We start from the raw sequence: 13,247 nt of genomic DNA, 5'->3' as shown, positions 1-13,247 counted from the left end.
TTCAGTTAACGTAAAGTCAAATCTTCGGGATTTAACCTTCAACCCTCTACCTTCCGCCTTCTACCTCATATATCATTCCACCTTTTACCTTATATTTACCAAATGAGTACAACATACGATATTGTTTCAAAAGTTATAAAAGAACGTCGCAGTATTTTCCCTGCCAGCTATATAAAAAAAGAAATTCCGGTTGAGGTGATCAACCAGATTTTAGAAACAGCCAATTATGCACCAACACATAAATTAACACAGCCCTGGCGCTTTGTCGTGATCAGAAAGGCGGGATTAACAAAACTTGGTGAAGAACTGGGTAAATTATACAAGGAATTGGTTAGCCCCCAGCAGTTTTTACAGAAAAAGTACGATAGTTTTGCCGAAAAAACGAGTCAGGCCGATTGCATTATTGCCATCAATATGCAGGTGAGCGGTAAAATACCAGAGTGGGAAGAGTTGGCGGCAGTTTCGTGTGCGGTTCAGAATATGGCTTTAACTGCCGAAAGTTTAAAAGTTGGCGCCTACTGGAGTTCTCCGCCTTTAATTGATGATTTAGGTAACTTTTTAAGTCTGAGTGAAAACGAAAAGTGCATCGGTTTATTCTACATGGGCTATCATAACGAAAAACCATGGGAACCCAACCGGACTTCGATAGAAGAAAAGGTGAGGTGGATAGAGGGGTAGTATATTGGTTCATTAGTTCACTGGTCATTAGTTCATTGGTCATTAGATCAGTAGTTCATTGGTCAATGGTTGATATGGTTAATCGACTTTAGACTACGGACTTTAGACTACGGACTGAAGACTACAGACTGAAGACTACAGACTGACGACTACAGACTATCTCCATCTAACATCATGCATTATGCTAAATCCTTTGGATAACTATTTCGAGCAAAAAGATGAACCTGTTAAAAGCTGTTTGCAATATTTAAGATCGCTTTTAGTGGGCTATGCTGATATTACCGAGCATTGGAAATATGGAATGCCTTTTTATTACCATAAAGGAAAAATGTTCTGTTATCTTTGGATCCATAAAAAACTTCATCAACCTTACATTGGTTTGGTTGACGGAAATAAAATTGAACACGAAGATCTGTTACAAGAGAAAAGAGCCCGGATGAAAATTTTATTGATCAACCACCTCGAAGATATTCCTAAAAAGAAAATCGAATCTATTTTAAAACAGGCCTTTGCCCTCCGTAGTTAATTACGTCTTCCATCACCCATTATCCATAATCATATATGTCTACCTTAAAATCAAAACTTTATCAGCTTTGTTTGACTTTTATCCAAAACAGGATAGAAAATATCGAGTATTCCTTAAAACAAGCGAGGCAGGCATCAAACGATGATACAAAAAGTAGCGCTGGTGATAAATACGAAACCACCCGCGAAATGATGCAGCAGGAGATGGATCGTAACAGTAAATTGTTGTACGAAGCCGGTCAGCAGAAAATTGCATTACAGCAAATTGAAAATGTAGAATCAGATCGCCTGGTTAAAAACGGAAGTCTGGTTTTAACCTCAGAAGGTAATTTTTACATCAGCATCAGCGCCGGTGAACTTAATACCGATGGACAGAAATTTTTCGCCGTATCGCAGGCATCGCCAATAGGCAGGTTTTTAATTGGAAAAGTAATAAATGAGCGCTTCAAGTTTAATGGCAAGGAATATATTGTAAAAGAGATACTATAAAGTTTTCAGTTGGCAATTTGCAATTCTCCATTGAAGATTATTTCGTAAAAGAGATAGTATATGGTTTTCAGTTGGCAATTTGCAATTGTTCATTGAAGATTATTTCGTGAAAGAGATACTATAAAGTTTTCAGTTTGCAACTTGCTATTCTCCATTGAAGCTAGCGATTAACTGTTTTTCTCCAGTATTTCTTAATCAAAATCTGCGCTCAAATCTGTTTGATCAGCGGGGAAACCTTTTTTAATTATGCCCGCTGATTTAAGGGGTAAACGCAGAATTAAGTTAACTGAAAATTGCTAACGGAGAACTTACTTAATTCCCATCCTTTCTGCAAAAGCCGGCACTAAATAAGTTTTTAAATCCGAATAAGGAATAAATACGACAATTTGTCCCTGTGCATAACTGGCTACTTCGTAAGGGTTGTACATAAAAGCAATCCCATTCGCATTGAAATAGAAGTTTTTATTCGGTTTTATAAAATCATCAAAAAGTACGGTGCTTAAAGCATCTTTAGCTTTAATGTTGTATTCTTTCCTAACATTACGTTCTAAAATGCCTTGTAAGGTATTCGAATCTATTTTAATGATATCGCTCAGCACCAATTGTTTTTTGTTCTTCACATCTAAACAGAACATGGTACTGCTGTAATTGCCATGTGCGCCGCCGGTATAGGCATCAGCCAGGAAATCGATTACGACATAACCATTATCATTATAATTAACCGACTGCTGACTGTTGTTGGTATAATTCATCCAGGCCTGAAAATCATCGCCACGGCTATTTTTGGTTTGCTCGGTAACTTGCGTTTTATAGTCTTTGAAATAGGCAGCTGCAATGTTTTTGAAGCCTGTGGAGCGGTCAACATTTGATTTTACGCCCGATATTTTTTTAAGCTCCGAGTTTAGCCAGTTGCCATATTCATCATTGTTTTTGCTTTCCAGATACTCAAAACTGATTTCTGCAGCAGGCGATTTTGGCTGACTGGCAAATGCTTTTACCGAATCTTTATAAATGCCTGCATTGAACTGATAACTGCCCTCAGGATATTTTTCCGTTAAAACAATCGGAAATTTTTTGTTTTTATCGCCACTTTCCCAATTGCCATTAAAGCCATTTCCATTCCACTTTAAGGCCAAATGCGGCGATTTAAAGTCCCGGGTGAAGTAAGATTCGTAAAAACTGTATTCGGTAAGGATAATGCTGTCTTTCCCGATCAAAGTATCAGTTGATAGGTTAAGCCAGGAGCCATCGTAATAATAGGTGCCACTTACATCGTCATCCACCTTTTGCAAATGCATAATTACTTTTTTGCCCGCAATGGTGCCTTCAAATCTCTTGTAGAAACTTTCTGTAAGTTCGGCCTTTACATTCGCTGTGCTATCAGCTGTAGTTTCAGTGGTATTGGCGCTATTTTTAGGGTTGTTACAAGCCGATAAAACCAGTAATCCGAAAAGGCAGTAAAGAAAAGCGTATTTCATAAGTTAGGGAATTGATTTACTTAAGATTTACAGTCAAAACTATGGTTTTGTTTTATTAAAACTCTTGTTTATGCTGTAATATAAGTTTTTTGCTGTGTATCTCCCCGGATCAATGATTCTTCTAATGGTGTAAAGCGGATAATTTTCATCTCGTGCTGTCGAAAGTATAAATGCCGCTTTAAAGCCATGTTCTTTTAGTTTATGCAAAGTTGATGCTTTAAAAACGCCATAGGGATAAGCGAAATATTCCACTTTTTTTCCTGTAATCTCTTCCAGTTTTTTAGTAGGTGCATCAATTTGGCTTGTCCAGTCCTCATCGGTAAACTGGGCAAAGTTTTTGTGATCGTAGGTATGGCTGGCAATCGTATTTCCTTCGTCGGATAACTGTTTAATCTGCTCTTTAGTCATGTAATTGATCCGGCCTTTTCTCCCGATGGATACCGTCATGATAAAATAAACGCCTTTAAAACCATGTTTTTTCAGCGTTGTATTTCCAATCGTAAATTGATCCTCATCCGTATCATCAAAAGTGATCATAATTGGCTTTTCAGGCAGCTTAGCGCCATATACCAAATAATTGTACAGCTGATCAGGTAGGATGGAGTGGTAGCCACTATCGGCCAGCATTTTCATGTGTTCCTTAAACTTATCAGGAGCTATAATATCATCATGCGCCCTTTTGCTATCAGTGGCAATATTATTCCTGATCTGGTGATAACACAAAACCGGCACCTCCCTGCGCGCCAGTATCGTTTTGGTATCGGCAGGTTTGGTGTGGGTCGAATCTATTTTAACTTCTTCTGTTTTGGTTTTTGCGGCAGTTTTTCCTTTTGAAGCATCAGATGATTGGCAAGAGGCTAAAAATAATGCAGAAACAGCACCGTAGAGCAGAAAATTTTTCATATTCGTCGCCTGTTAAAAGCTGTTTTTAATGCTGTTGCTTAATGTTTTAGGCGACCAGTAACCACTGGCAATAATCCTGCGGATGGTAAATAACGGATCTTTTTCATCGCGTTTGGTTGATAGTTGATAAGCCATTCTAAACCCACGTTTTTTAAGTTCCGGAATTCCTTCTGCATTCCATAAACCGAAAGGATAGGCAAATTCTGTCATTTTTTTTCCTGTAATTTCTTCCAGTTTTTTAGTTGGTTTATCTAACTGCTCTTCCCAATCTTTACCCGCATATTTCTTGAAATTTTTATGATCGTAAGTGTGGCTGCCGATCACATTTCCTTCGTCAGCAAGTTGCTTAATCTGCTCTTTGCTCATGTAATCTACAAATTTCCCTTTTTTACCGATCGAAACCGTCATGATGAAATAAACGGCTTTATAACCTAATTTATCTAAAGTTGGGCGCACAATCGTAAACTGATCCAGGTCAGTATCGTCGAAGGTTAACATAATGGGTTTGCTCGGTAGCGCTGCACCAGTGTTCAGGTAGGCGTAAAGCTGATCGGGTAAAATGGTATGGTAACCGCTATCGGCCAACATTTTCATCTGATCTTTAAAGTTCTGGATTTCTACAATATAATCTTTGCCTACTTTGCCATCTGTTGCTTTCCAGTTTCTTACCTGGTGGTAGCATAAAATGGGCACCTGTTTTCTGGCTAAAATGGTTTTAGCATCAGCAACTTTAATTTTCGAAACATCAACCGGTGTTCCGGTGCTGGCTGCCGTATTGCTGGTTTGTGCAGTAGAATCTTTGGTAGCAGAATTTTCTGTTTGAGATTTAGATTGGCAGCTGGCAAATAAGATTGCTCCGGCTGTTATTAGGGTTAAAAAGCTGTATTTCATTATTAGGATATATAGCTACAAAACTATAAAATCCATTAATTATTTATCCATCAAAACAAATTGTGTTAATAATTAATTTCAGTTGCAGGAAATTACGCTAACTATCGCATTTATTACACATCAAAAACTGCTTAATATCCTTTAATTAAATAATTTAGCGGCTCAAACAAATTTTGATGAATAAACTTTATAAACTCCTGCTGTGTGCGCAGTTTTTATCCTTAACTGTAGCCGCACAAAACAAAACATTTACCCTAACCGAGAATATTCAGCCTCAGCCTAAAGCAAATTATCAGCTTGCATCGCGTTTTTCGCCAAATAAGCTGAAAAAAATGGTTTATTCTACTGCAGTAGATCCGCATTGGTTAAAATTGAGCAATCGTTTCTGGTACACTTTCGAAAGTCCAAAAGGAAAGTTTTGGTACCTGGTAGATCCGGCATCAAAAAGCAAAAAACTGATGTTTGATAATGCTAAACTGGCAGCCGATATTACCCTGATTGTCCGCGATCCCTTCGATGCCGAACATTTACCACTCGAAAACCTGAAATTTGCCGCCGACGAAAAAAGTATCTCTTTCGAAATTAAAAGCAGTGTAGATGAGCTTAAGAAGGATAGAAAAGATAAAAAAGCTGCAGATTCTATGCAGAAGAAAATATTTTCTTTCAAATACGAACTGGCCAGTGCAAAATTAACAGAGGTGCCAAATTTCAGCAAGCCAAAACCGAAACCATCATGGGGATCTGTAGCACCCGATTCGTCGGCCATTATCTTCTCCCGTAATTACAACCTGTATTGGATGGATAAAGACAACTACAAAAAGGCAGTCAAAAATGAAGATGACAGCACCATTGTAGAACATCAGCTTACTAAAGATGGCGTTAAGTTTTATTCGTACGGAAGCGATGGTGATGGCGAAAACAATGTAGAGAACGAAAAAAACAATAAAAAACGCCGTGGTGCTTATGTGCTCTGGTCGCTGAATTCGAAATATTTCGTATTGGACAGAACCGATTCGCGTAAGGTTAAAGATCTTTGGGTCATAAATAGCGTTACACCGGGTCGTCCAACTTTAGAAACCTATAAATATCAAATGCCTGGCGAGGCTGAAGCCCCTCAGGATGAAGTGCTGTTATTTGATTTCGCTGCAAAATCTTATAAAAAACTAAGTGTTGCCGCATTTAAAGATCAAAGTGTTTCGGTTTGGAGCAAACCATCATTAAATAAAGACCGTGATAACGAATTCCGTCCATCTATTTGGTTGGGTAACGATAGCAAGTTCTATTTTTCGCGCACCAGCCGCGATTTAAAACGTATCGACATCGGTACGGTTGATATTGCCAGCGGAAAAGTTACGCCTTTAATCGACGAACGTTTTAATACTTATGTGGAGGTTAACCGTCCGGGTTTGGTAAACGATGGTAAAGAACTGATCCATTGGAGCGAGCGCGATGGCTGGGCACATTTTTATCTTTTTGATGAAAACGGGAAGCTGAAAAACCAGATTACCAAAGGCGCTTTCCACTGTGAGAGCATCGTGAATATCGACGAGAAAAAACGTATCCTTTATTTTACGGCAAATGGCAGGGAAGGTAAAGAAGATCCTTATTATCTGCACTTGTACAGCATCAATTTTGATGGTTCGAACCTGAGATTGTTAAATGCAGGCGATTTTGATCATGCGGCGAACATGAACGATAACAATACTTTTTTTGTCGATAATTATTCGAGGGTAAACACGGCTCCAAAAGCAACGCTTTATGATGGAACCGGTAAAAAAGTAATGGACCTTGAAACTACAGATCTTTCATTGCTGATGACAGCGGGTTACAAATTCCCTGAGCCTTTCAAAGTAAAAGCTGATGATGGAATTACCGATTTATATGGCGTAATGTATAAACCTTTCGATTTCGACCCAAATAAAAAGTACCCGATTATCGAGTATGTTTATCCAGGTCCGCAAACGGAAGCCGTAAATAAGGCTTTCAGCAAAAGCATGGATCGTACCGAACGTTTGGCGCAATTTGGTTATATCGTCATTACGGTAGGTAACCGCGGTGGAAACCCTTCGCGCTCTAAATGGTACCATACTTACGGTTATGGTAATTTGCGCGATTACGGTTTGGCAGATAAGAAAACAGCTATTGAGCAATTGGCAGCTAAATATGCTTACATCGACGAATCTAAAGTGGGCATTACAGGCCACTCTGGAGGCGGATTTATGTCAACAGCTGCGATGTTGGTTTACCCTGATTTCTTTAAAGCTGCAGTTTCTAACGCCGGAAATCACGATAATAGCATTTACAACCGCTGGTGGAGCGAAAAACACCATGGTGTAAAAGAAACCATTTCATTAAAAGGAGATACCTCGTTTAAATACAGCATTGATAAAAACCCTGATCTAGCCAAAAACCTGAAAGGTCATTTGTTGTTGATGCACGGCGATGTAGATAACAATGTGCATCCGGCAAATTCTATCCGCGTGGCTAATGCATTGATGAGGGCAGGCAAACGTTTCGATTTCCTGATTATTCCTGGTCAGCGCCATGGTTTTGGCGATATGACGGAGTATGCTTTCTGGAAGCTGGCTGATCATTTTAACAAATATTTAATCGGCGATTTTTCTGAACCGAGCGATGTTGATTTGGTAGAAATGGACAGAGATATCGAACAGAACGGAAAATAGTTTGAATACAATAGTTATTACAATGGCCTGCGGAAACGCAGGCCATTTTTTTTATAACGATAAGTCTTCATTGCGGAGCTAATCTTTCATTAATCGTGGCAATCTACCTGATTAGCGTTGCATGAAGCACGTATTCATAAACCTTAAAAATGGAATGCTGCCTTGGCCGCCTAGCCCCGGTTGAAGTGTTACCCTGCAGCAACGAGGTACGAGGCAGCGAAGCGTATAAGCGTAAAACGGGAGAGGCTAAATGTTTTGCACAGGTATTGCGCTCCAAAAAAACTCATAACTATTGAGACTAATCTTCATTTGCCATAGCAACCTACCTAACTAGTATTTCTCCATGGTGGTGTCCTCACAAACCATTTTCATTTTTTTTATGATGAATTATTGTTTTGAAAAGCAGCGTCCCGACGTTCTTCGGTTATTTCAGTCCTGCTATTGCCTATTAACATAAATCGTGATTGCGAGGCTAATTTTTCATTAGCCGTGGCAATCTTTTTTTTCCTTGCCATGGTTTGTGCACTCACAAACCATTTTCATGTTTTTTATGATGAACTATTGTTTTGAAAAGCAACGTTCGGCAGTTCTTCGGTTATTTCAGTCCTGCTATTGCCTATAGTCCCGATTTTAAGATCTCTTAAATCATAAATATTTGCTCCAATCGGGAGCTATTTGGCGCTATCAGGTTTAATTCATTTAGGGCTGCATCTCTTTATTCGCAAAACCATGGTATTATCTTACCTATATAAAAAAAGGAGCAGATTAAGCTTGAAACAATTGCAGGAGATGGCTGTTATTTTAATATGAATTACAAAAGCACAATTTTGGCAACATTACTTTTAGTTGGAGGAATTGCCAGTAGCAACGCTCAAGATATAGATCAGAAAAATGTTCCCTCATTGGTTAAAACGGCATTTAATAAAGCTTATCCAAAAGCAACAGATGCAGATTGGGAAAAGAAAGGTGCAAATTATGAAGTTGATTTTAATTTAGGAAAGGTAGATCATAAAGCCACTTACTCAGCAGCTGGCGAAACGGTTTCTTTCGAAAAAGATATTCCAAATGCGCAGCTTCCGGCGGTAATAGCTAAAAATATTAAAGCTAAATATCCAAAAGGCAGAATTGATGATGTAGATTGGATTAACACTGGAGGAAAAATTACCTATAAAATTGATATTGAAGGTACACCAGACGTAAATGTATGGTACGACGCAAGCGGCAAGTTTATTAAAGAAGTGGCCGATTAATTTTAACCGCATGAATCGTCGTTGTGGCTAATTTTTAATTAGCTGTGGCAATCTTTTTTCTCTTGCCATGGTTTGTGTCCTCACAAACCATTTTCATGTTTTTATGATGAACTATTGTTTTGAAAAGCAGCGTTCGGTAGTTCTTCGGTTATTTCAGTCCTGCTATTGCCTATTAACATAAATCGTCATTGCGAGGCTAATTTTTCATTAGCCGTGGCAATCTTTTTTTTCCTTGCCATGGTTTGTGTCCTCACAAACCATTTTCATTTTTTTTTATGATGAGTTATTGTTTTGAAAAGCAACGTTCTGACGTTCTTTGGTTATTTCAGCCCTGCTATTGCCTATAGTCCCGATTTTAAGACCTCTTAAATCATAAATATTTACTCCAATCGGGAGCTATTTGGCGCTATCAGGTTTGGTTAATTTGGTGCCGTGTTCCAAATTTTGACTGTTTACATTGCAAAGGTGCTGTGATACCGTGGTATAAAAAAAGCCCCGAATAAATTCGGGGCTTCTGATCTGTTAAGGTAATCCTTTGGGGTATTTTTTATTTATAAAGGTAATTTACGGCAATTACATCATTTGCATTGAAGGTCCGATTACCGCCGTTAGAACAGGCTAACATAAATGAGCCCGCATCAGGACTCGAAGGTGTTCCCGGAATTCTAATCGCACCAACATTCGATGCACCTTCATTTCCTGCCCCACTTGCACCGCAACTAAAGGCACGGTTCATATAATCCGTATGGCGGAAACCGATGCAATGGCCAACTTCGTGCTGGATCACGGAAGCTAAATACAATAAATTAGGATTGGCACCATAGGCTGCTGCATTGGTGTTCATTCTGATCTGATTAAAAGGTTTACCTGATGAAGTAGGGAAACCTGCAGAGCCTAGGGTAATAAAGCCTCCACTTGGACCTTCATTAAAGCCAACAACATTAATGTTTCCGGTTGTTCCGGCGCTGGCCCTTTGGAAAGTGATACGTAAACCCAACGAGTTGTATCTCGAAATCATCGTGTTAACCGCGTCGCTATACACCTGAGGTAAATTGGTTACCGAAACGGTAATTACCCGTGGTAAAGATTTAACAAGGTTTGTGGTTCGGTACTGTTCAGTTTCGGCAATGTTTAAATTTGCACCAGTAGAAGGCTCAGCTAAGTTGTCGTCAGTTAAAAGAATATCGCCCTCTACCAAATAGCCTTCATCTATCTTACGGATATTGTCGGTGCTAAAGCCTAGCGATTTAATCTGTGATAATTTGTCTGCTGAGATATCAGTTTTGTCTTCTACTGCATTTTCTGTATTATTACTCTTACATGAGTATAGGTTAGTGAGCAGAAAACATACTGCTGCAATCGATAAAAATTTTGTTGTTTTCATCTTGGTTAGAATTAAATTAGTTTAGGTTGAATAAGTTAGTTAATAAAATTTGTGGATTACCTTATAAATCCTAATTTAGAGAAGATAATCGATGTAAACAAAATTTTATAATAAAATAATTTTTGAAAGTCAATACTGTATTTTTAGTTATATGTTTTTGTCTGTCTGTGCTGGGTTTAAAAGCACAGGTACAACCTGGCGGAATAGAAAAATCTTTTGAAAAATATATTTCAAAAACTGGCAATTTGCAAAAATTAAGTGCCGATCAGCCTGTTTTAGTTCGGTTCAAACATAGTTTAACAGCGGCTGAAATTCAATTGTTGAAGCCCAAAAAGCGGCTTGCAAGCGATTATTTTATCGTCGATAGATCTAATATTGATCGCTTTTCTAACAGTATAGCTTCACAAGAACAAGCCAACGGACTTTGGAAGGTGAGTGATCGATTGATGAAGGTATTAAACAAAAGCACTAAAAAGAACGATTCTATCCTGGTTAGGCTGGCCTTCAAAAATATAAATGCATTACCAAAAGCTGTTGCAGGCCTAAAGATAAAATCAACCGATCATGTCAATAACATTTGTTCGGTTTACCTGTCGCCAGGCGATTTAATGGCTTTGTTGGAACTCAATGATATTTTATACGCAGATGTTCTGCCGGTGGCGAGAGAGGAAGTAGTGGTTAACGGAATCGATCTGGGTTTAAACCAAATTTCTAATACCCGTAGTCTTTTTCCCGGTATTGATGGCACAGGCATAAATGTTTCGTTTAAAGAAGGAATGTATGATGCAGCTGATCTTGATTTATTGGGAAAAACCCTTCCGGGCGCTACGATTGGTAAAACACCAACTACGCATGCCACTATTATGGCTACTTTAGCCCTGGGGAACGGGAACTCTTTTATCCGTGGCCTGGGCGCAGCGCCTAAAGCCAAACTTGCCTATTCCGATTTCGCTAACCTCATGCCTGACCTGGCTGCCGATTTAAATAAACTTCAGATTAAAGTTCAAAACCATTCCTACGGTACTGATATAGATAACGATTATGGTATGGAGGCTGCTGCCTACGATAAACAGATTTTTGAAAGCGATACCTTGATTCATGTTTTTTCTGCAGGGAACAAGGGAACAAGCACGCCATCCGTTGGTGTTTATCAGGGCATGACCTCCCGCGCTAATTTAACGGGCAATTTTAAACAGGCTAAAAATTTATTGGTAATAGGTGGAATCAACAGGGAAAATATTTCTGAAAACCTAAGTAGTAAAGGTCCTGCCTACGATGGTCGTGTAAAACCCGAACTTGTTGCCCTTGGCGAGGATGGAACATCTGGCTCTGCAGCGATTACCAGTGGATCGATTACTTTGCTGGAACAATTTTACCAGCAGAAATATAAAAAAGCACCTTCTGCATCATTGATCAGGGCAACGGTAATTAATTCGGCTGATGATTTGGGCACACCTCAGGTTGATTTTGTGTACGGATACGGGAAACTCAATGTCGCCCAATCCTTAAAAACTTTAGATGAAAACAGGGTTTCTCTATATGAGGTGGCTAAAAATCAGGATCTGCTTATTCCGTTGACTATTCCAGCGAATGTAGCCGAAGTTAAACTTACCATGACCTGGAACGATCCTCCTGCAATTGTAAATGCTGCACAAAGTTTGGTGAACGGATTAGATTTAAGTCTCGAAAATCCTGCCGGAAATTTAACGCTGCCCTGGGGGTTAAGCAGTTTTCCTCATTTAGATTCCCTCTCAAAGCCAGCGGTGCGTAAGGCCGATCTTATCAATAACGTTCAGCAGGTTACACTCGATAATCCTGCTGCCGGTGCTTACAATATCCATGTTAAGGGTAACAGGATCGCACAAGGCAATAACCAGCGTTTTGCACTGGCTTATCGTTATACATTCAAAAACACTTTTTCTTTCATCAGCCCGGAAAAAAACGAATACTTTTTCGCCAATGAAGATAACTACATCCGGTGGGAGAATACTTACGCAAGTAAAACCGGAAACTTATCGGTGAGTTATGATGATGGACTTACCTGGAAATCAATCGCCTCGGGGATCGATTTAAGCAAAGGTTTTTACCATTGGAGTACCCCTGATTTATTCACTAAAGCCATGATCAAAATGGAGGTAGAGGGAAATATAATTTTGAGCCAATCGTTTACTATTTCCAGTCCAAGGATATTGAAAGTTGGCTATGTATGTAAAGATGGTGTGGTGTTAAACTGGAACCCTCAGCCCGGTGCAAAAGATTATACGTTATATAATATAGTAGATAATATCCTTTCTCCGGTGTTAACCCTAACCGATACCATTGTTAAGCTTGATGTAAACAAGGTTAATAGTAAATATTTTGCTGTGGCCGCAAATGGTCTAGGTTTTACAGCCGTAAAAAGTTATACCATAGATTATACACAGCAGGGCATTGCTTGTTATGTTAAGAGTTTGTCTGCCGCTGTAAGCGACGATAAAGTAAGGCTTGATCTCAGTATTGGAAGCACCCTGGATTTAAAGAATATCATTTGGGAAAAACAAACGGGTGTTAATACTTTCACGGCATTACAGCAAACCAAACCTGTCCAGAATCAGCTTGATTATGCCATTTTCGATGATCAGCCAAAAGCGGGCATTCAGTTTTACCGCGTTACTTTCGAAACGGCTAACGGCCAGGTACAGAGCGATCTGGTTTCGGTAGTGTTCCTTAAGGAAAATGAATTTACTTTCTATCCCAATCCGGTAACTGATTATTTAACCATTCTGAGCGGATCTTTCGAAGATTATAGTTTGTTGTTATTTAATATATTAGGGCAGAAGGTTTTCGAAGAAAAGGCCACAAGCTCAAACCGCTTTTTGCTCAATGCATTATCAACGGGTGTTTATGTTGGTATAATCAATAAAAACGGGCAACAGTTAAAGAAATTTAAGCTGATTAAGAAATAAGCATTTTCTGTGGAAATCTG

General features: G+C 39.0%; 10 protein-coding genes. 6 read left to right on the top strand and 4 right to left on the bottom strand.

Going from position 1 to position 13,247, the window contains the following annotated elements:
* Positions 1 to 102: 102 nt before the first annotated feature.
* The 3 genes from AC07YT_RS04700 (at position 103) to AC07YT_RS04690 (ending at position 1,692) form a co-directional block, all read left to right on the top strand.
* Positions 103 to 678 carry a nitroreductase family protein gene (locus AC07YT_RS04700; RefSeq protein ID WP_086547050.1) on the top strand — a complete coding sequence of 192 codons (576 nt, stop codon included), beginning with the start codon at positions 103 to 105 and terminating at the stop codon, positions 676 to 678.
* A gap of 181 nt (positions 679 to 859) precedes the next feature.
* A complete protein-coding gene (locus tag AC07YT_RS04695; protein ID WP_086547049.1) occupies positions 860 to 1,204 on the top strand; it encodes a DUF1801 domain-containing protein in 345 nt (114 codons plus the stop codon).
* 35 nt (positions 1,205 to 1,239) lie between these two features.
* Positions 1,240 to 1,692, top strand: coding sequence for a 3-oxoacyl-ACP synthase (locus AC07YT_RS04690; RefSeq protein ID WP_086547048.1), 453 nt, complete (start codon positions 1,240 to 1,242; stop codon positions 1,690 to 1,692).
* 308 nt (positions 1,693 to 2,000) lie between these two features.
* Here the strand turns inward: AC07YT_RS04690 and AC07YT_RS04685 are convergent, their stop codons facing one another.
* Genes AC07YT_RS04685 through AC07YT_RS04675 form a run of 3 tightly spaced genes read right to left on the bottom strand, consistent with a single transcriptional unit; the run spans position 2,001 to position 4,964 of the window.
* Positions 2,001 to 3,170 (bottom strand): RsiV family protein, encoded by a 1,170-nt coding sequence (locus tag AC07YT_RS04685; RefSeq protein WP_086547047.1) that lies wholly within the window; start codon positions 3,168 to 3,170, stop codon positions 2,001 to 2,003.
* Between the two features lie 39 nt (positions 3,171 to 3,209).
* The gene (locus AC07YT_RS04680; RefSeq protein WP_086547046.1) at positions 3,210 to 4,073 is read right to left on the bottom strand and encodes a polysaccharide deacetylase family protein; all 864 of its coding nucleotides are present in this window, start codon (positions 4,071 to 4,073) and stop codon (positions 3,210 to 3,212) included.
* A gap of 12 nt (positions 4,074 to 4,085) precedes the next feature.
* On the bottom strand, positions 4,086 to 4,964 hold the full coding sequence (locus AC07YT_RS04675) for a polysaccharide deacetylase family protein (RefSeq protein WP_086547045.1): 879 nt from the start codon (positions 4,962 to 4,964) through the stop codon (positions 4,086 to 4,088).
* Positions 4,965 to 5,140: 176 nt separating this feature from the next.
* Here AC07YT_RS04675 and AC07YT_RS04670 point away from each other — a divergent pair, with 176 nt between their 5' ends.
* Together AC07YT_RS04670 and AC07YT_RS04665 are read left to right on the top strand one after the other, a co-directional pair.
* A complete protein-coding gene (locus AC07YT_RS04670) occupies positions 5,141 to 7,648 on the top strand; it encodes a S9 family peptidase (RefSeq protein WP_086547044.1) in 2,508 nt (835 codons plus the stop codon).
* A gap of 827 nt (positions 7,649 to 8,475) precedes the next feature.
* Positions 8,476 to 8,898 (top strand): PepSY-like domain-containing protein, encoded by a 423-nt coding sequence (locus AC07YT_RS04665; RefSeq protein ID WP_494945187.1) that lies wholly within the window; start codon positions 8,476 to 8,478, stop codon positions 8,896 to 8,898.
* Between the two features lie 547 nt (positions 8,899 to 9,445).
* Here the strand turns inward: AC07YT_RS04665 and AC07YT_RS04660 are convergent.
* Positions 9,446 to 10,282 (bottom strand): M57 family metalloprotease, encoded by an 837-nt coding sequence (locus AC07YT_RS04660; RefSeq protein ID WP_086547042.1) that lies wholly within the window; start codon positions 10,280 to 10,282, stop codon positions 9,446 to 9,448.
* Between the two features lie 122 nt (positions 10,283 to 10,404).
* Between AC07YT_RS04660 and AC07YT_RS04655 the strand changes: the two genes are divergently transcribed.
* Positions 10,405 to 13,227 carry a S8 family peptidase gene (locus tag AC07YT_RS04655; RefSeq protein ID WP_494945186.1) on the top strand — a complete coding sequence of 941 codons (2,823 nt, stop codon included), beginning with the start codon at positions 10,405 to 10,407 and terminating at the stop codon, positions 13,225 to 13,227.
* Positions 13,228 to 13,247: the final 20 nt, after the last annotated feature.

This window comes from Pedobacter sp. GW460-11-11-14-TSB4, from assembly GCF_059423705.1.
Note: the sequence above shows the minus strand (reverse complement) of the source record. Positions and strands in the feature narration are given on the sequence as shown.

Coding starts and splice junctions, on each gene's coding strand:
- AC07YT_RS04680 (WP_086547046.1), bottom strand. CDS start 4,073: ATGAAAAATTTTCTGCTCTACGGTGCTGTTTCTGCATTATTTTTAGCC.
- AC07YT_RS04685 (WP_086547047.1), bottom strand. CDS start 3,170: ATGAAATACGCTTTTCTTTACTGCCTTTTCGGATTACTGGTTTTATCG.
- AC07YT_RS04675 (WP_086547045.1), bottom strand. CDS start 4,964: ATGAAATACAGCTTTTTAACCCTAATAACAGCCGGAGCAATCTTATTT.
- AC07YT_RS04700 (WP_086547050.1), top strand. CDS start 103: ATGAGTACAACATACGATATTGTTTCAAAAGTTATAAAAGAACGTCGC.
- AC07YT_RS04695 (WP_086547049.1), top strand. CDS start 860: ATGCTAAATCCTTTGGATAACTATTTCGAGCAAAAAGATGAACCTGTT.
- AC07YT_RS04660 (WP_086547042.1), bottom strand. CDS start 10,282: ATGAAAACAACAAAATTTTTATCGATTGCAGCAGTATGTTTTCTGCTC.
- AC07YT_RS04670 (WP_086547044.1), top strand. CDS start 5,141: ATGAATAAACTTTATAAACTCCTGCTGTGTGCGCAGTTTTTATCCTTA.
- AC07YT_RS04690 (WP_086547048.1), top strand. CDS start 1,240: ATGTCTACCTTAAAATCAAAACTTTATCAGCTTTGTTTGACTTTTATC.